Below are 23,944 nucleotides of genomic sequence, written 5' to 3' on the forward strand. Positions count from 1 at the left end.
CCGCATGACTGGAACGCCCACCAAGGCCCTGACCGGCATCCGCGTCCTGGACATGACCCACGTCCAGTCCGGGCCGTCCGCCACCCAGCTCCTCGCCTGGCTCGGCGCCGACGTGGTCAAGCTGGAGGCGCCGACCGGCGACATCACCCGCAAGCAGCTGAGGGACCTGCCGGACGTCGACTCCCTGTACTTCACGATGCTCAACTGCAACAAGCGGAGCATCACGCTGAACACCAAGACCGAGCGCGGCAAGGAGATCCTCACCGAGCTGATCCGGCGCTCGGACGTCATGGTCGAGAACTTCGGGCCGGGCGCGGTCGACCGGATGGGGTTCACCTGGGACCGCATCAAGGAGATCAACCCGCGGATCGTCTACGCCTCCATCAAGGGGTTCGGGGACGGCCCGTACACCAACTTCAAGGCGTACGAGGTCGTCGCGCAGGCCATGGGCGGGTCGATGTCGACCACCGGTTTCGAGGACGGGCCGCCGCTGGCGACGGGGGCGCAGATCGGGGACTCGGGGACGGGTGTGCACGCCGTGGCGGGCATTCTCGCGGCGCTGTTCCAGCGCGAGCGGACCGGGCGCGGGCAGCGGGTCAACGTGGCCATGCAGCACGCCGTGCTCAACCTGTGCCGGGTGAAGCTGCGGGACCAGCAGCGCCTGGCGCACGGCCCGCTCGCCGAGTACCCCAACGAGGACTTCGGCGAGGAGGTCCCCCGCTCGGGGAACGCGTCCGGCGGCGGCCAGCCGGGCTGGGCGGTCCGGTGCGCGCCGGGCGGTCCGAACGACTACGTGTACGTCATCGTCCAGCCCGTCGGCTGGAAGCCGATCACCGAACTCATCGGCCGGCCCGAACTCGCCGAGGACCCCGAGTGGGCGACCCCCGAGGCCCGGCTGCCGAAGCTGAACAAGATGTTCCAGCTCATCGAGGAGTGGTCGGCGACGCTCCCCAAGTGGGAGGTGCTGGAGCGGCTGAACGCGCACAACATCCCGTGCGGTCCGATCCTGTCCACCAAGGAGATCATCGAGGACGCCTCGCTCGCCGCCAACGAGATGGTGGTCCGCGTCCCGCACCCCGAGCGCGGCGAGTTCGTGACCGTCGGCAGCCCGCTCAAGCTCTCCGACTCCCCCGTGGAGGTGACCGGCTCACCCCTCCTCGGCGAGCACAACGAAGAGGTCTACGTCGGCGAACTGGGCCTCGGCGACGAGGAGCTGCGCCTGCTGAAGTCGAACGGAGTGATCTGACGTGATGGCCGAGGACCGGGTACTGCGGGTGCGGTCCCTGCTGGAGTCGGTGCGGGCCGAGGGCCGTACCGCGCTGACCGCGCCCGAGGGCCGGGTGATCGCCGACGCGTACGGGATCGCCGTACCGGGCGAGGAACTGGCGGCGGACGTGGACGAGGCGGTGGCCGCGGCGGCGCGGCTCGGCGGGCCGGTGGTGATGAAGATCGTCTCGCCGGACATCCTGCACAAGACCGAGGCCGGCGGGGTCGTCGTGGGGGTGGAGGGCGCGGCCGACGTGCGCGCCGCGTTCCACCGGATCGTGGAGAACGCGCGCGCCTACGACGCCGGGGCTCGGATCGAGGGCGTGCTGGTACAGGAGTTGCTGCCGGCGGGCCAGGAGGTCATCGTCGGCGCGGTCACCGATCCGACCTTCGGGAAGGTGGTGGCGTTCGGACTCGGCGGCGTGCTGGTGGAGGTGCTGAAGGACGTCACGTTCCGTCTCGCGCCGGTCTCCGCCGACGAGGCGCTGTCGATGCTCGACTCCATCCGGTCGGCGGAGATCCTGCGCGGCGTCCGCGGACAGGCCGGGGTGGACCGGTGGGCGGTGGCCGAGCAGATCCGGCGGGTGTCCCAACTCGTCGCGGACTTCCCGGAGATCGCCGAGGTGGACCTCAACCCGGTGATCGCGACGGCGCACGGCGCGGTCGCCGCCGACATCCGGATCCTCCTCGCCGAGCGGCAGCCGGTGCCGAGGAGGAAGTACTCGCGCGAGGAGATCCTCGCTTCCATGCGGCGGCTGATGCAGCCCTCCTCCGTCGCCGTGATCGGCGCCTCCAACGAGCCCGGCAAGATCGGGAACTCGGTGATGCGCAACCTGGTCGACGGCGGCTTCGCCGGGGACATCCACCCGGTGAACCCCAAGGCCGACGACATCCTGGGCCGCAAGGCGTACAAGAGCGTCACGGACGTGCCCGGCGAGGTCGACGTGGCCGTCTTCGCCATCCCGGCACGGTTCGTCGCCGCGGCCCTGGAGGAGGTGGGGCGCAAGGGCATCCCCAACGCCGTCCTGATCCCCTCCGGTTTCGCGGAGACCGGCGAGCACGAGCTCCAGGCGGAGATCGTGGCGATCGCCGAGCGGCACGGCGTCCGCCTCCTCGGCCCGAACATCTACGGCTACTACTCCACCTGGCAGGACCTGTGCGCCACGTTCTGCACGCCGTACGACGTCAAGGGCGGGGTGGCGCTGACCTCGCAGTCCGGTGGCATCGGCATGGCCATCCTCGGCTTCGCCCGCACCACCAAGACGGGCGTGTCGGCGATCGTCGGCCTCGGCAACAAGTCGGACCTGGACGAGGACGACCTGCTGACCTGGTTCGGTGAGGACCCGCACACCGAGTGCATCGCGATGCACCTCGAAGACCTCAAGGACGGGCGGGCGTTCGTGGAGGCGGCCCGCGCGACCGTGCCGAAGAAGCCGGTCGTGGTCCTGAAGGCGGGCCGTACGGCGGCGGGCGCCAAGGCGGCCGGTTCGCACACCGGCGCGCTCGCGGGCGACGACGCGGTGTACGACGACATCCTCCGGCAGGCCGGGGTCATCCGGGCGCCGGGCCTGAACGACATGCTGGAGTACGCGCGCGCGTTGCCGGTGCTGCCCACTCCGCAGGGCGACAACGTCGTGATCATCACCGGCGCGGGCGGCAGCGGTGTGCTGCTGTCGGACGCGGTGACGGACAACGGGCTGTCCCTGATGGAGATCCCGCCCGACCTGGACGAGGCGTTCCGCCGGTTCATCCCGCCGTTCGGCGCGGCCGGCAACCCCGTCGACATCACCGGGGGCGAGCCGCCGTCGACGTACGAGGCGACGATCCGGCTGGGCCTGGAGGATCCGCGCATCCACGCCCTGGTGCTCGGCTACTGGCACACGATCGTCACCCCGCCGATGGTGTTCGCCGAACTCACCGCGCGCGTGGTCGCCGAGTTCCGCGAGCGGGGTGTCGAGAAGCCGGTCGTGGCGTCGCTGGCCGGTGACGTCGAGGTCGAGGAGGCCTGCCAGTACCTGTTCGAGCGGGGGGTCGTGGCGTATCCGTACACGACCGAGAAGCCGGTGGCGGTGCTCGGCGCGAAGTACCGGTGGGCGCGGGCAGCGGGAAGGCTCGGGGCCGAAGGCCCCTCCGCTGAGGGTGGTGGCGGGCGACGGGCGGGCCTGTTGGGGGGCGGTTCATGAGCTGAGCGGAACGGGGCCGGCCGGCGGTGCGCGCCGGCCGGCCCCGGGACCCGTCTGCGCACGAAAGGCATGGGACAGGGGGCGCTGGCCAGAACTTTCGACGCAAGGGGTGAGCGATGAGAACGACCGATTACTCGACGTCCGTGCCGTACCGGGAAGTGACGGACCGGAACGGACGCGTGTACCGGGTCGGCGAGTCCGACATCGACATCATGGGCCGCAGGCGCACCTGGATGGTCATCCTGCCCTGGGTCGGCATGATGGGCATCAGCTCCGCCGAGTACGCGTTCACGTCGGCGGAGGACACGCTCCACGAGGCGCATCTGTGGAGCAGCGGGCACATCTTCTGGCTGATGGGCGTCTGGGTGTTCTTCCAGGCGGCCGTGGCCTTCCCGGCCGGGCAGCTGCGGGAGAGCGGCCGGCTGCCCGCCCGTACGGCGATGCTGCTCGGCGCGGTCGGCACACTGCTGGGCTATCTGTCACTGGCGTACGCGCCGCATGTCGCCGTCGCCTACCTCGGCTTCGGCATGTGCAGCGGCATCGGCGCCGGCCTGGTCTACGCGACCTGCGTGAACATGGTCGGCAAGTGGTATCCGGAGCGCAAGGGCGGCAAGACCGGCTTCGTCAACGGCGGGTTCGCCTACGGCTCGGTGCCGTTCGTGTTCCTGTTCACGTCGTACATGGACCTGAGCAACTACCGGAACGTGCTGGTCACGGTCGGCATCGGACTGTGCCTGGTGGTGGCGTCCGCCGGCTGGTTCTTCAAGGACCCGCCGAAGAACTGGTGGCCCGCGCACGTCGACCCGCTCATGGTGACCCACGACCCGAAGATCCGCCGGGCGCTGGAGAAGAACCCGCCGGCGGTGAAGCAGTACACCCCGAAGGAGGCGGCGCGTACCCCCGTTCTGTGGATGATGTGGTTCTGTCTGCTGTGCACGGCCGGGATCAATATCTTCGGCATCGCCTTCCAGGTGCCGTTCGGCAAGGACATGGGCTTCGCGGGCGGGATCGTGGCGACGGCGATGTCCCTGAAGGCCATCGTCAACGGCACCGGGCGCGGGGTCATCGGCTGGATATCCGACCGGTACGGGCGCCGGCACACGCTGATCATCGTGTGCGTCGTGCTCGGTTCGGCGCAGTTCGGTGTGCTGGTGTCCGGCCAGATGGGCAGCATGCCGTTCTTCCTGCTGTGCTCCATGGTCTCCGGTTTCGGCGGCGGGGCGATCTTCCCGCTGTTCGCGGCCATGACGGCGGACTACTTCGGCGAGAACAACAACGCCTCCAACTACGGGATGGTCTACAGCTCGAAGCTCGTCTCCGGGCTCGTCGGTTCGGGCCTGGGCGCGGTCGTCGTCGACGCGTGGGACTACCACGGCGCGTTCGTCCTCGCGGGCTCCGTCGGGCTGGCCTCCGCGGTGCTGGCGCTCTTCCTGAAGGCCCCGGGCAGGCCGAAGGCCCGGCGCATCGTCCCCAACCCGCACCCCCTCGGTGAGGAGATGGCATAAGCATGACGGCAGATCCACTCTCGGCCGACCTGCACGCCGCACCACGTCCCTATCGCGAGGTGACCGACTCGCACGGCCGCGTCTACCGCGTGGGCGAGACCGACCGGGACATCCTCGGCCACTCCCGCAAGCTCATGGTCTACCTGCCGTGGATCGCCATGATGGCGATCAGCGTCTTCGAGTACGCGTACGGCTCCGCGGAGGACACCCTCTCGCACGCGCACGGCTGGACCCAGTCCAACACCTTCTGGATCCTCAGCGTCTGGGTGTTCTTCCAGGCCGGCATCGCCTTCCCGGCGGGCTGGCTGCGCGAGAAGGGCATCCTGACCGCCCGCCGCGCGATGTACACCGGATCCGGCCTGTGCCTGGTCGGGTTCCTGGCCCTGTCGCATCTGGACGACGTGTGGCTGGCGATCCTCGGCTTCGGCGTGGTCGGCGGCATCGGCGCCGGGCTGGTGTACGCGACGTGCATCAACATGGTCGGCAAATGGTTCCCCGAACGGCGCGGCGCCCGCACGGGGTTCGTCAACGGCGGCTTCGCGTACGGCTCGCTGCCGTTCATCTTCATCTTCAACTACGCCTTCGACACGGAGAACTACCACCGGGTCCTGGACCTCATCGGCGTCTACGTGATGATCGTCGTGTTCGCCTCGGCGTTCTTCTTCAAGGACCCGCCGAAGAACTGGTGGCCGGCGGACATCGACCCGCTCTCCTTCTCCGGCGACAGCAAGAACGCCCGGTCGCTGGCGAAGAACCCGCCCGCCGTACGGCAGTTCACGCCCAAGGAGGCCATCCGCACCGGGATGCTGCCCCTGATGTGGATCTCCATCGTGATGACCGCCGGCGTGTCGATCTTCGGGATCTCCTTCCAGGTCGACTTCGCCAAGGAGGTGGGCTTCGGCCCGCTGGTCGCGGCGTCCTCGATGGGCGTGATGGCGGTCATCAACGGCATCGGCCGCGGTGTCGTGGGCTGGCTGTCGGACCACTGGGGGCGCAAGACGACCCTCGTCTTCGTCATCGTCGTCCTCGGCCTCGCGCAGTTCGGCGTCATCTGGGCCGGTGACGTCAGGAGCGAGTGGCTGTTCCTGTTCTTCGCCTTCCTCTCCGGCTTCGGAGGCGGCGCCTTCTACCCGATGTTCGCCGCGCTGACCCCGGACTACTTCGGCGAGAACTACAACGCCACGAACTACGGCCTGGTGTACAGCGGCAAGCTGGTCAGCGGCCTGTTCGGCGGCGGCCTCGGCTCGATGGTGGTCGGCGCCTGGGGCTACAACGGCGCCTACGCGCTGGCCGGCGGTGTCTCGATGGTGGCGGCGGCGCTCGCGCTCCTGCTGCGCCAGCCGGGCCGCACCCGTGGCGGCGAGCCGGTACCGGCCGCGAAGCCGCACCCGGCCACCTGACCGCCCTGCCCGACCGGTGTTCCCCGTCCCCGACCGGCTCGCCGACCGGGGACGGGGAACCTTCCGTCGCCCCGGCTGTTCCCGGCCCGGGCGTTCCCTGTGAGCTGGTCCGGCTCACCACCCCCCGGACCGGCCGCGCCCTCACCGCATGGCGGAAGGCCTCGGCCAAGTCGCCCCCGGCCCCAGCCCCAGATACCAGCGCGGCCGGTCCCCACGAAGGCCTCGGTCAGGTCGCGTTCCGCTCGTGGTAGGAGCGTCGGGTGTGCTCGGTGTGTTCGCGCATCAGCTGGGTGGCCCGCTGCTCGTCACGGGCGGCGATCGCGGTGATCAGTTCGCGGTGCTCGCGCCACGACTGCCGGCCGCGCTGCCGGGCCACCGGCGTGTAGTACCAGCGGACCCGCCGGTCCACCTGGGCGGCGAGTCCGGCGAGGACGGTGTTGCCGGCCAGCTCCATCACCTTGGCGTGGAAGGCCGCGTTGAGGGCGACCGCGCGGTCCACGTCCTCGGCCGCCACCGCCTTCTCGCCCTCGGCGCACAGTTCCTCCAGCACGGTGATGCCGGCGCTGTCCGCGTGCGCGGCGGCGAGCCGGGCGGCCTCCGCCTCCAGCAGGGTGCGGACCGTGAGGAGCTGGTCGGCCTCCTCCTCGGTCGGCTCGTGCACGAACGCGCCCTGGGCGGGCCGCAGATCGACCCACCCCTCGGTGTTGAGCCGCTGCAGCGCCTCGCGCACGGGCTGCCGCGAGACGCCGAGGTGCCCGGCGAGTTCGCTCTCCACGAGGTGCTGGCCGGGCTGCAGAGCGCGGGTGGTGATGAGTTCCAGCAGCGCCTCGTAGACGCGCTCACGCAGCGGGCCGGGCCGTTCCAGCTTGGGCACCGCCCCCTGCGGCAGTCCGGTCGACAACATCGCGGTCCCCTCCTGAGCAGGTCTGAACGCGTGGACCCTGAGACGCTCACTGTCGGCTCAGTATCAATTGTCTTTCGTCTACAGTCTACGGTGCACAGTATTCAGCACCAGGCGTACGGAAGCACGAGGCAATCCGGCCGAGTACGCAACTGAGCCCCCCACGGCTCGTATGGGCACCGGGCGTCCGCTAGGGGCACCGCACGACCTGACCGGCGTACGACAGATTTCCGCCGAACCCGAACAGCAGCACCGGATCCCCGGTGCTGAGCGCTCCCCGTTCGGTCAGCTTGGAGAAGGCGAGCGGGATGCTGGCGGCCGAGGTATTGCCGGACTCGGTGACGTCGCGGGCGACCACCGCGTTGACGGCGCCGAGCTTCTCGGCCAGCGGCTCGATGATCCGCAGGTTGGCCTGGTGCAGCACGACCCCGGCGAGGTCCTCGGGTGCCACCCCGGCCTTCTCGCAGGCCTGGCGGGCGATGGCCGGCAACTGGGTGGTGGCCCAGCGGTAGACGCTCTGCCCCTCCTGGGCGAACCGCGGCGGCGTGCCCTCGATCCGCACGGCGTGCCCCATCTCGGGCACCGATCCCCACAGCACCGGTCCGATCCCGGGCTCGCGGTCCGGCCCGCACGCCTCCACCACGGCCGCCCCCGCCCCGTCGCCGACGAGGACGCAGGTGGAGCGGTCGGTCCAGTCGGTGACGTCGGACATCTTGTCGGCGCCGATGACGAGCGCACGGGTCGCGGCGCCCGCCCGGACCGTGTGGTCGGCGGTGGCGAGGGCGTGGGTGAAACCGGCGCAGACGACGTTGACGTCCATCGCGGCCGGCCGCGGGATGCCGAGGCGGGCCGCCACCCGGGCGGCGGTGTTCGGGGAGCGGTCGATCGCGGTGGACGTGGCCACCAGCACCAGGTCGATGTCGTGCGGCGCGAGTCCGGCCGCGGCGAGGGCCTTGGCGGCGGCGTGCGCGGCGAGCTCGTCGACCGGCTCGTCGGGGCCTGCGATGTGCCGGGTCCGGATGCCCACCCGGCTGCGGATCCACGCGTCACTGGTGTCGACCATGCCCGCCAGGTCGTCGTTGGTGAGCACCTTGGCGGGCTGGTAGTGACCGATGGCGGCGATGCGCGAGCCGTTCATGCCGGGGTATCCCCTCGTGCCGTGGGTAGCGGGATCCACCAGTCTGATGAGTGACTCGCGAGTACGACGGCAGGTGAAGCCACAGGAATCGGGCGCCCGGGTTGTCGGCTTCGCTCAGGCCCTCGGACGCCCGACCTTTCAGCCCGTGAAGAGCTGTGTCGCCTTGCGCACCAGCTCGTACAGGCCGTAGGCGAGGGGTGTGCCCACCCACAGCCAGGAGAAGGCGATCAGGCCCCTTCGGCTAGGCGGGCTGCTGTCGCTGGACATCTGCGGCCTCCTTCGGGGCGGGGACGTGGTGGCGGGGGTGGACGGGACGGACGAGTTCGCCGGCCACGAAGCCGACGACGAGCAGGCCGATCATGATGCCGAACGACAGCCCGTACAGCGACGAGCCGTGCTTGCCGGCCGCCTCCTGCCGGTCGGCGATCCAGTTGACGATCAGCGGCCCGAGCACGCCGGCCGTGGACCAGGCGGTCAGCAGCCGGCCGTGGATGGCGCCGACCTGGTAGGTGCCGAAGAGGTCCTTCAGATAGGCGGGGATCGTCGCGAAGCCGCCGCCGTAGAAGGAGAGGATCACCAGCGCGCACAGCACGAACAGCGGTTTCGACGTGTCCCCGAACAGCGCGATGAGCAGGTACATCAGCGCGCCGACACCGAGGTAGACGCGGTAGATGTTCTTGCGGCCGACTCTGTCGGAGGTGGAGGACCAGCCGATGCGGCCGGCCATGTTGGCGGCCGACAGCAGCGCGACGAAGCCGGCCGCGGCCGAGGCCGACACGGGGGTGGAGCTGTCCGCGAAGAAGTCCGTGATCATCGGCGCGGCCTTCTCCAGGATGCCGATGCCGGCCGTCACGTTCATGCACAACACGACCCACAGGCACCAGAACTGCGGGGTGCGCACGGCCTCGCGGGCGGAGACCTGCACGCCCTCGACGGCGCTCGGCCCGCTCTCGACGGGCTTCTCGGTGCGCGGCACACGGACCAGGAGGACGCCGAGGGTCATGAAGGCGGCGTACGCCAGCCCGTGCACCAGGAAGGCGAGGGCGATGCCATCGTTGTCGGAGCCGAAGGATTCGAGCATCTGGGCCGACCACGGCGAGGCGATCAGCGCGCCGCCGCCGAAGCCCATGATGGCGATGCCGGTGGCCATGCCCGGGCGGTCCGGGAACCACTTGATCAGGGTGGAGACGGGCGAGATGTAGCCGATGCCGAGGCCGATCCCGCCGACGAAGCCGTAGCCGAGGACGATCAGCCAGTACTGCTTCGTCCCGGCGCCGAGGGCGGAGATCAGGAAGCCGGAGGAGAAGCAGACGAGGGCCACGGTCATCGCCCAGCGCGGACCGTTGCGCTCGACGAGCGTGCCGCCGAACGCGGCCGACAGCCCGAGCATCACGATCGCCACCTGGAAGGGCAGCGCGCTCTGGGTGCCGTCGAGACCCAGCGCGGATTCGAGCGGCGGCTTGAAGACGCTCCAGGCGTAGGCCTGGCCGATGGAGAGGTGGACGGAGAGGGCGGCGGGCGGGACGAGCCAGCGGCTCCAGCCCGGGGGTGCGACAGGGGGGCTGCTCATGACGCCGGACGGTAGGGCGGCGCACGGGAGTTGAGAAGACGGCCGTCGACCGTATGCGGTGAACGGTATGCGCGCTGCGCTCAACGGTCGCCGCGCGAGCCCGGGTTCGACGCCTCGCCCCGCGACGGTCGCCGCGCGATGCCTGCAACGGTCGCCGCCCGAACCCTTGCTGACGCCAACTCCATACTGTAGACAATATTTCGTCGACAGGATTCAGCCGACGCTTCCGCCGGCTCCCCGTCCTCACCTCCGCGGTATCCCTCAAACCGAACGGAGCGTCCTCGTGAAAGTCGCAGTCCTCGGCGCCGGTGCGATCGGCGCCTACGTCGGTGCCGCGCTCCACCGCGCCGGCGCCGACGTGCACCTCATCGCCCGTGGACCGCATCTCGCGGCCATGAGGCGGCACGGCGTGCGCGTGGTCAGCCCGCGCGGTGACTTCACCGCGCACCCCCACGCCACCGACGACCCGGCCGAGGTCGGCCCGGTCGACCACGTCTTCCTGGGCCTCAAGGCCACCGCGTACGCGGCGTGCGGGCCGCTGATCGCACCCCTGCTGCACGAGCGCACCACGGTGGTGGCCGCGCAGAACGGCATCCCCTGGTGGTACTTCCACCGGCACGGCGGCCCTTACGACGGCCGCCGCCTGGAGAGCGTCGACCCGGACGGCGCCGTCAGCGCGGTCCTCGCCCCCGAACGGGCCGTCGGCTGTGTCGTCTACGCGGCGACGGAACTCGAGGCCCCCGGCGTGGTGCGGCACGTGGAGGGCACCCGGTTCTCCCTCGGCGAGCCCGACCGCAGCATCTCGGCGCGCTGCCTGGAGCTGAGCGGGGCCATGCAGGCCGGCGGGCTGAAGTGCCCCGTGGAGCCGGACCTGCGCAACGACATCTGGCTGAAGCTGCTCGGGAACATCTCCTTCAACCCGATCAGCGCCCTGGCGCGTGCCACCATGCGGCAGATGTGCCTGCACGGCGGCACGCGCCGGGTCATCGAGACGATGATGCGCGAGACGCTCTCCGTCGCCGAGACCCTCGGCTGCGAGGTGGGCGTCTCCATCGAGCGCCGGCTCGCCGGCGCGGAACGCGTCGGCGACCACCGCACCTCCACCCTCCAGGACCTGGAGCGCGGCAAGCCGCTGGAGCTGGACGTGCTGCTCGCCGCCGTGGTCGAACTCGCGGAGATCACCGGCGTGGAGGTGCCCACCCTGCGCACCGTGCACGCCATCTCGGACCTGCTCGCGCTGAGGAGCGCCGCATGAGGAACCGGCAACCGAAGACCTACACCCGGCTGACGCGTCCGCTGGTGCGCGACCGTCGTGACGAGCCGTTCCGGGAGGCGAGCTGGGAGGAGGCGCTGGACCGCGCCGCCCGGGGCCTGGAGCGCAACCGGGACGCGTTCGGGATGTTCTCCTGCGCCCGTGCCACCAACGAGATGAACTACGTGGCGCAGAAGTTCGCGCGGGTGGTGATGGGCACCAACAACGTCGACTCCTGCAACCGGACGTGTCACGCGCCCAGTGTCGCCGGGCTGTCGGCCGCGTTCGGCTCCGGCGGCGGCACCTCGTCGTACGAGGAGATCGAGCACACCGACGTCATCGTGATGTGGGGCTCCAACGCCCGCTTCGCGCACCCGATCTTCTTCCAGCACGTACTGAAGGGCATCCGCAACGGCGCCCGGATGTACGCCGTCGACCCGCGCCGGACCTCCACCGCCGAGTGGGCGGAGAGCTGGCTCGGGCTGAACGTCGGCACCGACATCCCGATGGCGCACGCGATCGGCCGGGAGATCATCCATGCCGGGCTGGTGAACGAGGCGTTCGTCGGGCGGGCGACCACCGGCTTCGAGGAGTACCGCGAGCTGGTCGAGCCCTGGACGCTGTCCCTGGCCGAGAAGGTGACCGGCGTACCGGCCCGCGCCATCCGGGAGCTGGCGCACGCCTACGCCCGCGCCGAACGCGCCCAGCTCTGCTGGACGCTCGGCATCACCGAGCACCACAACGGCACCGACAACGTCCGCGCGCTGATCAACCTCTCCCTGCTCACCGGCCATGTCGGTCGCTACGGCTCCGGGCTCCAGCCGCTGCGCGGGCAGAACAACGTGCAGGGCGGCGGCGACATGGGCGCCATCCCCAACCGGCTGCCCGGCTTCCAGGACATCCTCGACGCGGACGTCCGGCTGAAGTTCGAGTCGGCCTGGAACACCGTCATCCAGCCGCACTACGGGCTGAACCTGACGGAGATGTTCGAGGCGATGGAGGACGGCAGGCTGCGCGCGGTGTACTGCGTCGGGGAGAACCCGGCCCAGTCGGAGGCCGACAGCGAGCAGGCCGTGCGCCGCCTGAAGGCACTGGACTTCCTCGTCGTCCAGGACATCTTCCTCACGAAGACCGCCGAGCTGGCGGACGTCGTCCTGCCCGCGACGGCCGGCTGGGCGGAGACCGAGGGCACCACCACCAACAGCGAGCGGCGCGTGCAGCGGGTGCGGCGGGCCGTCACCCCGCCCGGCGAGGCCCGCGAGGACATCGACATCATCTGCGACCTGGCCGCCCGGCTGGGCCACGACTGGAAGTACGCCGACTCGGAGGCCGTGTGGAACGAGCTGCGGTCGGTGTCCCCGGACCACTACGGGATGACGTACTCCCGGCTGGAGGAGCACCAGGGCATCCAGTGGCCCTGTCCGAGCACCGACGAGCTCGAACCGCCCTTCCTGCACGGCAGGTTGTGGGAGCCGGATCCCGGCCGGCGGGGCAGGCCGGCGCCGTTCGGGCTGGTGCAGCACGATCCGCCGGTGGACCTCACCGACGAGGAGTACCCGATCCGGCTCACCACCGGCCGGCGGCTGGACTCCTACAACACCGGTGTGCAGAGCGGTGGTTTCGCCTCCCCGCTGCGGCGCGGCGAGTACATCGAGCTGTGCCCGGAGGACGCCGAGCGGTACGGGGTCGTCGTCGGCGAGGAGGTGCGGGTGTCGTCACGGCGGGGCTCGGTCGTGGCCCCGGTCTGGATCGACACGGCCCTGCGGCCCGGCCTCGCCTTCATGACCATGCATTTTCCCGACGAGGTCGACACCAACCAGCTGACCATCGAGGCGAACTGCCCGATCGCGGGGACGGCGGAGTTCAAGGCGTCGGCGATCCGGATAGAGAAGCTGCCCGTAGTGACCTATGTGAGGTGACCCACCCGTGGACCTGCACTTCGGCGACAGCAAACCGACGGACGAGGAACGCGCCGCCGTGGACGCGCTGTTGGGCCCCCCGGAATCCTCCTGGGAGGGAGCGGACCGCACCGACGCCGACCTGCGGTGGGCGCGTGGCGGCCGGGCGGCCCGCGACCGGCGCGATCTGCTGCTGCCGGGGCTGCACGCCCTCAACGACCGCGTCGGCTGGATCAGCGAGGGCGGCCTCGGCTATCTGTGCCGCAGGCTGACGGTGCCGCCGGCCGAGGCGTACGGGGTGGCCACCTTCTACGCCATGTTCTCCGTCCGGCCGCGCCCCGCGACGGTGCTGCACGTCTGCACCGACCTGGCCTGCATGGCCGCGGGTGCCGAGGAGGTGTGCGCCGGGATCGAGGCGCGGCTCGGCCCCGGCAGCGGGGTGAGCGTCGAACGCGGCCCGTGCCTCGGCCTGTGCGAACGCGCACCGGCCGCGCTCGCGGTCCGGGCGGGCGACCCGGTGCGTACGGCGGTGTCGGCGCCCGCGTCCGTGACGGAGGCCGTCGACGCGGCGGGCGCACCCGACGCGGCGCCCGAGGAGCCGCCGGCCGTGGCGGCGGTGCCGCAGGCGGGGGACCCCTCGCTGACGCTGCTGCGCCGGGTCGGTGTGGTGGACCCGTCCTCGCTGGACGACTACCGGGCGCACGGCGGCTACACGGCCCTGCGCCGGGCCTTCGAGCTCGGGCCGGCCGGGGTGATCCGGGAGGTGACGGACGCGGGCCTGGTCGGGCGCGGCGGCGCCGCCTTCCCCACCGGCCGCAAGTGGCAGGCCACGGCGTCCCAGCCGGACCACCCGCACTACCTGGTGTGCAACGCCGACGAGTCGGAGCCGGGGACCTTCAAGGACCGGGTGCTGATGGAGGGCGATCCGTTCGCGCTCGTGGAGGCGATCACCATCGCGTCGTACGCGGTCTCCGCGCACCGGGCCTTCGTCTACATCCGCGGTGAGTACCCGCGAGCGGTCCGCCGCGTCCAGCACGCGATCGACCAGGCCCGTGCCCGCGGTCTGCTCGGCGACGACATCCTCGGCCAGGGCTACCACCTGGACATCGAGATCCGGCGCGGCGCCGGCGCCTACATCTGCGGGGAGGAGACGGCCCTGTTCAACTCCATCGAGGGCCACCGCGGCGAGCCCCGCAGCAAACCGCCCTTCCCCGTCGAGAAGGGCCTGTTCGGCAAGCCGACCGCCGAGAACAACGTGGAGACACTGGTCAACGTCCTGCCGATCCTGACCATGGGCGCCCCGGCGTACGCGGCGATCGGCACCGCGCGCTCCACCGGGCCGAAGCTGTTCTGCGTCTCCGGCAGTGTCGACCGGCCCGGGGTCTACGAACTGCCGTTCGGTGCCACGCTGGGCGAGCTGCTTACGCTGGCCGGGGTGCGGGCGGGGCTGCGGGCGGTCCTGCTCGGCGGGGCGGCCGGCGGGTTCGTACGGCCCGACGAGCTGGACCTCCCGCTCACCTTCGAAGGCACCCGCGAGGCCGGCACCACGCTGGGCTCCGGGGTGGTGATGGCCTTCGACGACACCGTGCCGCTGCCGCGGCTGCTGCTGCGCATCGCCCAGTTCTTCCGGGAGGAGTCCTGCGGACAGTGCGTGCCCTGCCGGGTCGGGACCGTGCGGCAGGAGGAGGCGCTGCGCCGGATCGCGGACCGCACCGGCGCCGGTGCCGCGGACGACGTCGCCCTGCTGCGGGAGGTCGGCCGGGCGATGCGGGACGCCTCGATCTGCGGTCTGGGACAGACCGCGTGGAACGCCGTGGAATCCGCCATCGACCGTCTGGGGGCCTACACATGACCGCGATACCGATCGGGGTGCCGCGCCGGCTGGTCGAGTTCACGCTCGACGGGCAGGAGGCCCGGGTTCCCGAGGGCGGCACCGTCCTCGACGCCTGCCGGGCCGCGGGCAAGGACGTCCCGACGCTGTGCGAGGGCGACACCCTGCGCCCGAAGAACGCCTGCCGGGTGTGCGTGGTGGAGGTCGAGGGGTCGCGGACGCTGGTGCCGGCCTGCTCGCGCCGGGCCGAGCCCGGCATGGAGGTGCGCACGGACACCGAGCGCGTCCGGCACAGCCGGAAGATCGTCCTGGAGCTGCTGGCCTCCTCGGCCGACCTGTCGACCACGCCACGGGTCGCCGAGTGGATCAAGGAGTACGAGGCGAAGCCGGACCGGTTCGGCCCCGACGCGGCCCGCCTGAACGACGATCCGAAGATCGACAACGAACTGTACGTGCGCGACTACGCGAAGTGCATCCTCTGCTACAAGTGCGTCGACGCCTGTGGCGACCAGTGGCAGAACTCCTTCGCGATCTCGGTCGCCGGGCGCGGTTTCGACGCGCGGATCGCCGTGGAGCACGACGCGCCGCTGACCGACTCGGCCTGCGTGTTCTGCGGCAACTGCGTGGAGGTGTGCCCGACCGGGGCGCTGTCCGCCAAGCGGGAGTTCGACCTGCGGGCGGCCGGCGACTGGGACGAGTCGCGGCAGACGGAGACGACCACGGTCTGCGCCTACTGCGGGGTGGGCTGCACACTCACCCTCCACGTGCAGGACAATGAGATCGTGAAGGTCACCTCACCGCACGACAACCCGGTGACCCACGGCAACCTCTGCATCAAGGGCCGTTTCGGCTACCAGCACGTACAGAACCGGGGCTGATCAGACAATGGGACGAGTCACGGAACGACGCAAGGTCCTCCGCATCCGGGACGGGGCGGTCTCCACCCGGCCGGACACGCTCGTCGCCGAGGAACCACTGGAGATCCGGCTGAACGGCAAGCCGCTCGCGATCACCATGCGCACCCCCGGCGACGACTTCGCGCTGGCGGCCGGCTTCCTGGTGAGCGAGGGCGTGCTGGCCACGGCGTCCGACCTGCAGAACATCGTCTACTGCGCGGGCGCCACGGTGGACGGTTCGAACACCTACAACGTGGTCGACGTGAAGACCACGCCGGGCGTCACGCTCCCGGACTTCACCCTGGAGCGCAACGTCTACACCTCCTCCTCGTGCGGGCTGTGCGGCAAGGCCAGCCTGGACGCCGTCCGTACGACCGCCCGCTGGCCGATCGCCGACACTCCCCCGCTCCGGGTCACCCCCGAGCTGCTCGCTAGCCTTCCCGACCGGCTGCGGGCGGCCCAGCGGGTGTTCGACCGGACCGGGGGCCTGCACGCGGCGGCCCTGTTCAGCGAGGACGGGGAGCTGCTGGACACCCGGGAGGACGTGGGCCGGCACAACGCGGTCGACAAGCTGGTCGGCCGGGCGCTGCAGAACGACGCCCTGCCGCTGTCCCGGACGATCCTCATGGTCTCCGGCCGGGCCTCCTTCGAGCTGGCGCAGAAGGCGGTGATGGCGGGCATCCCGGTGCTCGCGGCCGTGTCGGCGCCGTCGTCGCTGGCGGTGGACCTGGCCGCCGAGACGGGGCTGACCCTGGTGGGCTTCCTCCGGGGCAGCTCGATGAACGTGTACGCGGGCCAGGACCGGATCGCCCTGCGGGAGGCGGCCGCCCAGGGCTGACCGGTCCCCGCGGCACGGCGGCGGGACCCCGCCCGGCGGGGAGCGCCCCCTGCGCCCGCGGGGTCCCGTCACTTTTGGCTTCGTTCGCCTCCGGGGGCGCCTCAGCCGGTGTCGAGAGACCGGCGCGCCCCCTGCGGCTCTCTTCGCGGCCGACGCGAGGGGACAGCCGGACTTGGTGGGTCCTTGCCCTTTTTCGGGGGCCGTTCAGGCGAAGTCGATGTCCGTCGACCTCGTCACCGTGCCCAGTCTCGGGAAGTCGAGGCGTACGGACGCCTCGTGCTCGGCTGCGGTGAACGCCGCCATGGTGTCCTCGGCGAAGACGAGGTCGTAGCCGAGGTCGGCGGCGGCGCGGGCGGTGGACTCGACACCCAGGTTGGTGGCGATGCCGCCGAACACCAGCGTGGTGATGCCGCGTTCACGCAGCCGTTCGTCCAGGACGGTGTCCTGGAAGGCGCCGAGGGTCCGCTTGACGACCTCCAGGTCGCCGTCCCGGCGCAGGCCGGACACCAGTCCGCTGCCGGGCGGCTGTTCGGCGACGGCGGGGCGCTCGACCCGCACGAGGACGACGAGCGCACCGGCGCGGCGGAACGTGGTGGCCAACTCCTCGGCGGCGGCGAGCGCTTCGGTGCCTTTGCGGGGTTCCAGGGGCAGCGCGACGATGCGGTCCATCAGGTCGATGAGGATGAGGGCGGTGCGCTGCGGATCGAGCACGGGAGCTGCGGTCATGACGGAACGTTAGCCGTCGTCAGCCGTCCGTGCCGGAAATCCGGATCAACAGGCCCATGAACTGATCGCGTTCGGCGGCCGACAGCGGGGCGAGCAGTGCGTCGTTGGCCTCGCGGGCGGCCTTCTCGCAGCGCACGAGGAGGCGGGCGCCCTCCTCGGTGAGGGAGACGGCGTTCTTGCGCCGGTCGCGGGGGTCGGGGGCGCGCTCGACCAGACCGGAGGACTGCAGGTCGTTCAGGATGCCGACCACGTCCTTGGGGTCGAGGCGCACGCTGCGGCCGAGGTCCGCCTGGGCGACCGGGGCGAGGTCGCGGACGGCGGAGAGGACGACGTGGTGCCACATCCTCAGCCCTTCCGCCGCGAGCGCGTCGGCGACCAGGGCGCGGCCCCGCGCGGCGGCCCGGCCGAGGAGCCAGCTGGGCAGGGAGCGGATCGCGGGCAGGGGTGCTTCGGCCATGACGGCAGCCTAGCCGAAGAATCATTGGACTTCCCAACGAATCCCCTCTACCGTTGGGCCTCCCAACGATTTCATGGGTATCCCCAACGATCGCTCGCGCCGGGTGCGCCCGGCCCCTGGAGGTTCGATGCGTCGCGTCCGGTACGAGGCCACCGGCGGCCCCTTGTTCGTGGAGGAGGTTCCCGTTCCCGCGCCCGGCCCCGGTGAGCTGCTGGTGCGCTGCGCGGCCGTCGGCGTCACCCTGCCGGTGGTCCGCAAGGTGACCGAGGCCGCCAAGCCGGTGCCGCTGGGCGGTGAGATCGCGGGCGAGGTGGCGGCGGCCGGCGAGGGCGTGACCCGCTTCCGCGCCGGCGACCGGGTGACCGGGCTGTGCTTCGGCCACGGGTACGCCGAGTACGCCCTGCTGCACGAGGCCATGGCCTCACCGGTGCCGGAGGGCGCCGACGCCGTGACCGCGGTGGCGCTGGTGCGCGGCGGCCTGGTGGCGTCGGGGGCGCTGGAGGCGGCCCGCCTCGCACCGGGAGAGTCGGTCCTCGTCACGGCGGCGGCGAGCGGCGTCGGGCATCTCGCGGTGCAGCTCGCGCGGGCGCGGGGCGCGGGGCGGGTGCTGGGGGCCGTGTCCGGGCGGACGAAGGCGGACTTCGTGCGCTCGCTCGGCGCGGACGACTGCGTGCGGTACGACGACGAGAGCTGGGGCGATCCCGTCGACTGCGTCCTGGACGCCGTCGGCGGCGACCTGCTCACCCCGGCCCTCGCGGCCCTCGCCCCGCACGGGCGCCTGGTCGCCTACAGCTCGGGCGGCGGCACCATCCAGGCGTACGACCTGCTGGTGGGGGCCAAGTCGGTGATCGGCTTCCAGATGGCGCTGATCGCCCGCGGTCGGCCGGAGCTGTACGAGGGGTGGCGGCAGGAGCTGTGGCGGCTCTTCGCCGAGGGCACCCTGAAGCCCGCCGTGCACGGGGAGTTCGCCCTGGAGGACGCGGCGGCGGCACACGAGGCGATCACGGGCCGGGCCAACCTCGGCAAGGTCGTCCTGCGCCCGTGACCACACGCACGCTTCTTGTGACGCGCGCCACTCCCAACTACCGTTCATGGGACGCACGTTGGACGTGGGATGTCCGGATGTCCAGATATCCGGCCGACGAAGGGCAGGTCGCACCGTGCCGTCAGGTCTTCGCGCCCGTCTCAGATCCGCACTCGCCACCGCGGCCCTCACCGCGGCCGGCCTGGTCCTGCCGTTCCTCCCCGCTCATCCGGCACACGCCGCACCGGCGGGCGGTTCCCCGGCGTTCGAACAGCAGGTGCTGTTCAAGGCCGCCCAGGACCCGGGGTACGCGTGCTTCCGCATCCCGGCGGTCGTCGAAACGGCCGACGGCACCCTGCTGGCGTTCGCCGAGGGCCGCGTCCTCAACTGCGGGGACGCGGCCGACATCGACATCGTCCTCAAGCGCTCCACCGACGGCGGGCGCACCTGGGGCCCGTTGCAGGTGGTCAACGAGGGCGGGGGCGACACCCACGGCAACCCGGCCCCGGTCGTGGACCGCGTCACCGGCCGGGTCTGGCTGGCGGAGACGTACAACACGGGCCGTACGGACAGCGCCGGCTGCACGGTCCCCTGCGACCGCACCCCGCATCTGCAGTACAGCGACGACGACGGCCGGACGTGGTCCCCGCCGCGCGATCTGAGCCCCGAGATCCTGCCCGCCGACTGGAACTCCTGGTACGCCACCGGTCCCGTGCACGGCATCCAGCTCACCCGCGGCCGGTACGCCGGACGCCTGGTCTTCGGGGTGAACACCGAGACCTGGGACGGCAGCCGGGTCACCGCCAACCACGCGGCCCTGGTCGTCAGCGACGACCACGGCGGCCACTGGCGGATCGGCGCCACCGACACCTGGCCGATCGCCGCCGACGGCACCTTCCGGCAGAAGCCCTCCGAACTCACGCTCGCCGAGCGCGGCGACGGTTCGGTCCTGGTCAGCGGCCGGGAGCAGGACGGCACCGACCTGGGCCACCGCACCCAGGCCGTCAGCCGCGACGGCGGCTCCAGCTTCACCGCGCCCTTCCGCGACCTGCCGGATCTGTACACCCCGCAGGTGCAGGGCTCGCTGCTGCGGCTGGGCGACCGCCTCCTGCTCGCCTGCCCCGGCGATCCCGACCGGCGCCGCACGATGATGATCCGCTCCTCCTACGACGGCGGCCGGACCTGGGACGGCGTCGATCGCGGCACGGTCGTCACCACGGACTGGTCCGGCTACTCCGACCTGGTGCGCGTCGACTCCGGCACGGTCGGCCTGATGTACGAGGGCGGCGCGGTGGACGCCCGCGACGAGATCCGCTTCGCCCGCTTCACCGAGGACTGGCTGGCGCCGCGCCGCGGCCCCGATCCGGTCACCGCCGACCTCGCCCCGCACGCCCGCCCGGCGGCGGTGCTGGGCGGTCCGGAGGAGACGGACGGGGTGTCCGGGGGCGCGCTGGAGTTCGACGGCACCGACGACGCCGTACGCCTGCCGTACCGCACCGGGCTCCCGCTGGGCACGAAGGACTTCACGGTGTCGCTGTGGTTCCGGTACACGGCGACGGCCGGGGAGCAGCCGCTGCTGTGGATGGGCGGGATCGGCACCAGCCAGCCGCAGGTGTGGCTGCGCGGGGAGCCGGCGAACAACCGCGTGCAGGGGCTGATCACCGTGCGGAACGGAGCCGCCCCGCCGCAGACCGCGTACGTGCGCACCGACACGGCGTACAACGACGGCCGGTGGCACCACGCCGTGCTCCGGCGCGGCGGGGGCCGGCTGTCCCTGTCCGTCGACGGCGCGCTGTCCTCCGTCGCCGACGTACCGGGCTCGGTCAGCCGCAACTCGCCCTTCGGCGTGCACCTCGGTCAGCGCATGGACAGCCGGGCCTTCTTCACCGGCGCGCTGGACGAGGTGCGCGTCTGGGACCGGGTACTCGGCGACGCCGAGACGGCCGACCCGAAGGTGCTGCGGTCACCGCAGGACACGGTCCTGTGGCTGCCCCTGGACCGTGTGCGCGGCTGACGCGCCGGGCGCGTCCGTGGCCGCCTCCGGGTCACGGGCGCGCCGCTTGGCGATGACGGCGCACACCATGAGCTGCATCTGGTGGAAGAGCATCAGCGGCAGGACGGCCAGCGAGGCGTGGCTGCCGAACAGGACGCTCGCCATCGGCAGCCCGGACGCGAGGGACTTCTTCGACCCGGCGAACTGGATGGCGATCCGGTCCTCCCGGCGGAAGCCGAGCGCCTTGGCGCCGTACCAGGTCAGCATCAGCATCACGGCCAGCAGGACGGCCTCGACGGCGAGCAGTCCGGCCAGTCGGACGGGGCTGACCTGGTGCCAGATGCCCTGGTTCATGCCCTCGCTGAAGGCGGTGTAGACGACCAGCAGGATCGAACCCCGGTCGACCAGCCCGAGGACCTTCTTGTGCCGGGTGACGAACGTGCCGATCCAGCGCCGCAGCAGCTGTCCGGCGAGGAACGGCACCAGGAGCTGGAGCACGATCTTCACCACCGAGTCGGCGGAGAACCCGACCGCCTCGCCCCCGAGCAGCCCCGCCGCGAGCAGCGGCGTGAGGACGATGCCGGCGAGGGAGGAGAAGGACCCGGCGCAGATCGCGGCGGGCACGTTGCCCCGGGCGATCGAGGTGAACGCGATGGAGGACTGGATGGTGGACGGCACCAGCGTCAGGAACAGCAGGCCCTGGTAGAGGGGCTGGGTCAGCAGCACCGGCACCAGCCCGCGCGCGGCGAGCCCGAACACCGGGAACACGACGAAGGTGCAGGTCAGCACGGTGACGTGGAGCCGCCAGTGCTTGAGTCCGTCCAGCGCCTCGCGGGTGGACAGCCGGGCGCCGTAGAGGAAGAACAGGAACGCGATCGCGGCCGTGGAGGCGCCCGAGGTGACGTCGGCCGCGGTGCCCCGGGCCGGCAGGAGCGCGGCGAGACCGACCGTGCCGAGCAGCAGCACGATGTACGGGTCGATCGGCATCCAGGTCGGCCAGCGCAGGCGTTTCACGGTGCTCCGATTGCTGTGGGGGACGTGCGGTCGCGGGCCCGTAGGGCCCCCGTCGATTCTCCTCCTCCGGCCGTTGATCGGGAATCCCGGATACCGCTCTGACTGTCATCACGTTGCGCGATGAGCGCGCTAGGCTCGGACGTCGTGTACGAACCGACGCACCTGCGCACCTTCCTGGCGGTCGCCCAGACGCTGAGCTTCACGCAGGCCGCCCGGCGGCTGGGGCTGCGCCAGTCCACGGTCAGCCAGCACGTGCGGCGCCTGGAGGACGCGGCCGGCCGGCAGTTGTTCTCCCGGGACACCCATTCGGTGGAGCTGACCGAGGACGGCGAGGCGATGCTCGGGTTCGCCCGCCGGATCCTGGCGGTGCACGAGCAGGCGACGGCGTTCTTCAGCGGCACGCGTGTGCGTGGCCGGCTGCGCTTCGGCGCCTCGGAGGACTTCGTGCTGACCCGGCTGCCGGAGATCCTGGAGGGTTTCCGCTACGACCATCCGGAGGTCGACCTGGAGTTGACGGTGGAGCTGTCCGGCACCCTGCACGAGCAGCTCGCCGCCGGGAAGCTCGACCTGGTGCTGGCCAAGCGGCTCCCGCAGGATCCGCGCGGCGAGCTGGTCTGGCGGGACGACCTGGTGTGGATCGGAGCCGAGCGGCTGCGGCTGGAACCCGACCGGCCGGTTCCGCTGATCGTGTACCCGCCGCCGGGCATCACCCGGGTCCGCGCGCTGGAGGTGCTGGAGCGGCAGGGCCGCGACTGGCGGATCGTGTGCACGAGCGGCAGTCTCAGCGGGCTGATCGCGGCGGCCCGCGCCGGCCTCGGGGTGATGGCCCACTCCCGGCGGCTGATCCCGCCGGGTCTGTTCCGGCTGCCCGACCGGGCAGGCCTGCCCGAGCTGGGCAAGGTCGACTTCGTCCTCGTCCACGGCCACCGGCGGGGCCTGGCCGAGGCCGCCGCGGACGCGCTGGCGGCGGCGGTCCTGGCGGGCGGCGAGCGGCTGCGGCGCAGAAGCGGCTGACACCGTCGGGCCCGGTGCGCTGGAGGGGCCTCACCGCACCGGGCGGTAGGTGAGCTGCTTCACCCGGCGCAGGAAGGGCGTCGCCTCCACGTGCTGGACCCCGTCCAGGTGGCCCAGGGGCCCGCTCAGGTAGGCGTACAGGGCGGCGGTGTCGCGGACGACGGCGGTGACGACGATGTGGGACGGGCCCGCGGTGGCCGACGCGAAGGCGATCTCGTCGTGGGTGGCGAGGGCCCGGCCGACGGAGTCCAGCGCACCGGGGGCGGTGGTGATCCACAGGATGGCCGCCTTGGGATGGCCGAGGATCGCGGAGTCGTACTCGATGTCGACGTACACCGCGCCGGAGGCGATCAGGGCGGACAGGCGGCGTTTGAGGGCGGACTCGGAGCGGCCGGTGGCGCGCTGGAGTTCGGGGTAGGTGGCGCGGCCGTCGCGTTCGAGGACGGCGAGCAGCGGGGCGTCCCCGGGCTCCAGGCGGGCCGGGCCGGGCTCGGGCAGGTCGGGGCGCAGGGCGGCGATCTGCTCGTCGCTGAGCGCCCGGAACTTGGGCAGCCAGCCGACCGGGCCGCCGTAGAAGCGGTGCAGGAGTTGCAGGGCGCGGATCTCCACGACGCTCGGGGTGCGGGGCAGCTTGCCGAGCAGGAGGTCGTCGTGCTCGTCGGGGCTGCGCGGCCGGGTGAGGCAGGCGATCTCGGTGCCGCCGGAGGCCAGCCCTATCCAGTAGGTGTCGGGGCGCCGGGCGAGCGCGTCGGCGATGACCGTGGCGCCGTCGGGTGCGCAGCGCAGCCGCAGCATCCACTGGTCCTGGCCGAGGCGTACGGCGTCGCGCAGGACGACGACCCGCAGACCGCCCTCGGCGCACAGGCGGTGGTAGCGGCGGGCAACGGTCCGGTCGGAGACGCCGAGGACGGCGGCGATCCGGCTGAAGGGGGCCCGGCCGTCGACCTCCAGGGCGGACAGGAGCTGGAGGTCCAGCAGGTCGAAGGTGTCGGATTCCATCCGCAGCATGCTCTCCCCCGTCGGATTCCGTCGCGTGCG

At 71.8% G+C, this 23,944-nt stretch carries 20 protein-coding genes; 12 read left to right on the top strand and 8 right to left on the bottom strand.

All coding sequences use genetic code 11. The features are described from left to right. The first annotated feature begins 4 nt into the window (after positions 1 to 4). The 4 genes from frc (at position 5) to OO52_RS12710 (ending at position 6,354) form a co-directional block, all read left to right on the top strand. Positions 5 to 1,246: a formyl-CoA transferase gene (gene frc, locus OO52_RS12695; protein WP_030643475.1), complete on the top strand. Its 1,242-nt coding sequence runs from the start codon at positions 5 to 7 to the stop codon at positions 1,244 to 1,246. 4 nt (positions 1,247 to 1,250) lie between these two features. Then, a complete protein-coding gene (locus OO52_RS12700) occupies positions 1,251 to 3,449 on the top strand; it encodes an acetate--CoA ligase family protein (RefSeq protein ID WP_234339514.1) in 2,199 nt (732 codons plus the stop codon). Between the two features lie 116 nt (positions 3,450 to 3,565). Further along, positions 3,566 to 4,954: an OFA family MFS transporter gene (locus tag OO52_RS12705; RefSeq protein WP_030643479.1), complete on the top strand. Its 1,389-nt coding sequence runs from the start codon at positions 3,566 to 3,568 to the stop codon at positions 4,952 to 4,954. 2 nt (positions 4,955 to 4,956) lie between these two features. Continuing rightward, positions 4,957 to 6,354 carry an OFA family MFS transporter gene (locus OO52_RS12710; RefSeq protein WP_030643482.1) on the top strand — a complete coding sequence of 466 codons (1,398 nt, stop codon included), beginning with the start codon at positions 4,957 to 4,959 and terminating at the stop codon, positions 6,352 to 6,354. Positions 6,355 to 6,580: 226 nt separating this feature from the next. Here the strand turns inward: OO52_RS12710 and OO52_RS12715 are convergent, their stop codons facing one another. From OO52_RS12715 to OO52_RS12725, 4 genes are all read right to left on the bottom strand, one after another. After that, positions 6,581 to 7,258, bottom strand: a complete 678-nt coding sequence (locus OO52_RS12715) for a GntR family transcriptional regulator (protein WP_030643484.1) — start codon at positions 7,256 to 7,258, stop codon at positions 6,581 to 6,583. 187 nt (positions 7,259 to 7,445) lie between these two features. Then, positions 7,446 to 8,393 (bottom strand): beta-ketoacyl-ACP synthase III, encoded by a 948-nt coding sequence (locus OO52_RS12720; protein ID WP_030643486.1) that lies wholly within the window; start codon positions 8,391 to 8,393, stop codon positions 7,446 to 7,448. 138 nt (positions 8,394 to 8,531) lie between these two features. Further along, entirely contained in the window at positions 8,532 to 8,660 is a 129-nt protein-coding gene (locus tag OO52_RS53960; RefSeq protein WP_267881521.1) for an MFS transporter small subunit, read from the bottom strand. After that, complete coding sequence (locus OO52_RS12725) at positions 8,635 to 9,963, bottom strand: OFA family MFS transporter (RefSeq protein ID WP_030643488.1); 1,329 nt, start codon at positions 9,961 to 9,963, stop codon at positions 8,635 to 8,637. The genes OO52_RS53960 and OO52_RS12725 overlap by 26 nt, the downstream gene beginning before the upstream one ends. Positions 9,964 to 10,246: 283 nt before the next feature. Between OO52_RS12725 and OO52_RS12730 the strand changes: the two genes are divergently transcribed. The 5 genes from OO52_RS12730 to fdhD are packed head-to-tail and all read left to right on the top strand — an operon-like array spanning position 10,247 to position 16,678. Next, positions 10,247 to 11,218, top strand: coding sequence for a 2-dehydropantoate 2-reductase (locus OO52_RS12730; protein WP_030643489.1), 972 nt, complete (start codon positions 10,247 to 10,249; stop codon positions 11,216 to 11,218). Beyond that, entirely contained in the window at positions 11,215 to 13,134 is a 1,920-nt protein-coding gene (locus OO52_RS12735; RefSeq protein WP_030643491.1) for a molybdopterin oxidoreductase family protein, read from the top strand. Before OO52_RS12730 ends, OO52_RS12735 begins: the two co-directional genes overlap by 4 nt. Before the next feature lie 7 nt (positions 13,135 to 13,141). Beyond that, a complete protein-coding gene (locus OO52_RS12740; RefSeq protein WP_030643493.1) occupies positions 13,142 to 14,965 on the top strand; it encodes an NADH-ubiquinone oxidoreductase-F iron-sulfur binding region domain-containing protein in 1,824 nt (607 codons plus the stop codon). Further along, a complete protein-coding gene (locus OO52_RS12745) occupies positions 14,962 to 15,822 on the top strand; it encodes a 2Fe-2S iron-sulfur cluster-binding protein (protein ID WP_030643495.1) in 861 nt (286 codons plus the stop codon). Before OO52_RS12740 ends, OO52_RS12745 begins: the two co-directional genes overlap by 4 nt. A 7-nt stretch (positions 15,823 to 15,829) precedes the next feature. Further along, complete coding sequence (gene fdhD / locus OO52_RS12750; protein ID WP_030643497.1) at positions 15,830 to 16,678, top strand: formate dehydrogenase accessory sulfurtransferase FdhD; 849 nt, start codon at positions 15,830 to 15,832, stop codon at positions 16,676 to 16,678. A gap of 204 nt (positions 16,679 to 16,882) precedes the next feature. Here the strand turns inward: fdhD and OO52_RS12755 are convergent, their stop codons facing one another. Further along, positions 16,883 to 17,404, bottom strand: a complete 522-nt coding sequence (locus tag OO52_RS12755; protein WP_030643499.1) for an isochorismatase family protein — start codon at positions 17,402 to 17,404, stop codon at positions 16,883 to 16,885. A gap of 19 nt (positions 17,405 to 17,423) precedes the next feature. Beyond that, positions 17,424 to 17,861 (bottom strand): MarR family winged helix-turn-helix transcriptional regulator, encoded by a 438-nt coding sequence (locus OO52_RS12760; protein ID WP_030643500.1) that lies wholly within the window; start codon positions 17,859 to 17,861, stop codon positions 17,424 to 17,426. Positions 17,862 to 17,988: 127 nt separating this feature from the next. On the opposite strand from OO52_RS12760, the gene OO52_RS12765 reads away from it, so the two are divergent. Continuing rightward, positions 17,989 to 18,906, top strand: a complete 918-nt coding sequence (locus tag OO52_RS12765) for a quinone oxidoreductase family protein (RefSeq protein ID WP_030643502.1) — start codon at positions 17,989 to 17,991, stop codon at positions 18,904 to 18,906. Positions 18,907 to 19,021: 115 nt separating this feature from the next. After that, entirely contained in the window at positions 19,022 to 20,899 is a 1,878-nt protein-coding gene (locus OO52_RS12770) for a sialidase family protein (protein ID WP_030643503.1), read from the top strand. On the opposite strand, the gene OO52_RS12775 is transcribed toward OO52_RS12770, so the two are convergent. Continuing rightward, positions 20,849 to 21,865, bottom strand: coding sequence for a bile acid:sodium symporter family protein (locus OO52_RS12775; protein ID WP_048910316.1), 1,017 nt, complete (start codon positions 21,863 to 21,865; stop codon positions 20,849 to 20,851). The two genes, OO52_RS12770 and OO52_RS12775, sit on opposite strands and share 51 nt — an antisense overlap. A 171-nt stretch (positions 21,866 to 22,036) precedes the next feature. Here OO52_RS12775 and OO52_RS12780 point away from each other — a divergent pair, with 171 nt between their 5' ends. Continuing rightward, the gene (locus OO52_RS12780) at positions 22,037 to 22,906 is read left to right on the top strand and encodes a LysR substrate-binding domain-containing protein (protein ID WP_030643508.1); all 870 of its coding nucleotides are present in this window, start codon (positions 22,037 to 22,039) and stop codon (positions 22,904 to 22,906) included. Positions 22,907 to 22,936: 30 nt separating this feature from the next. Here the strand turns inward: OO52_RS12780 and OO52_RS12785 are convergent, their stop codons facing one another. Further along, a complete protein-coding gene (locus OO52_RS12785; RefSeq protein WP_030643510.1) occupies positions 22,937 to 23,914 on the bottom strand; it encodes an Lrp/AsnC family transcriptional regulator in 978 nt (325 codons plus the stop codon). Positions 23,915 to 23,944: the final 30 nt, after the last annotated feature.

The organism is Streptomyces flaveolus, from assembly GCF_000716535.1.
Classification (GTDB): Bacteria; Actinomycetota; Actinomycetes; order Streptomycetales; family Streptomycetaceae; genus Streptomyces; species Streptomyces flaveolus_A.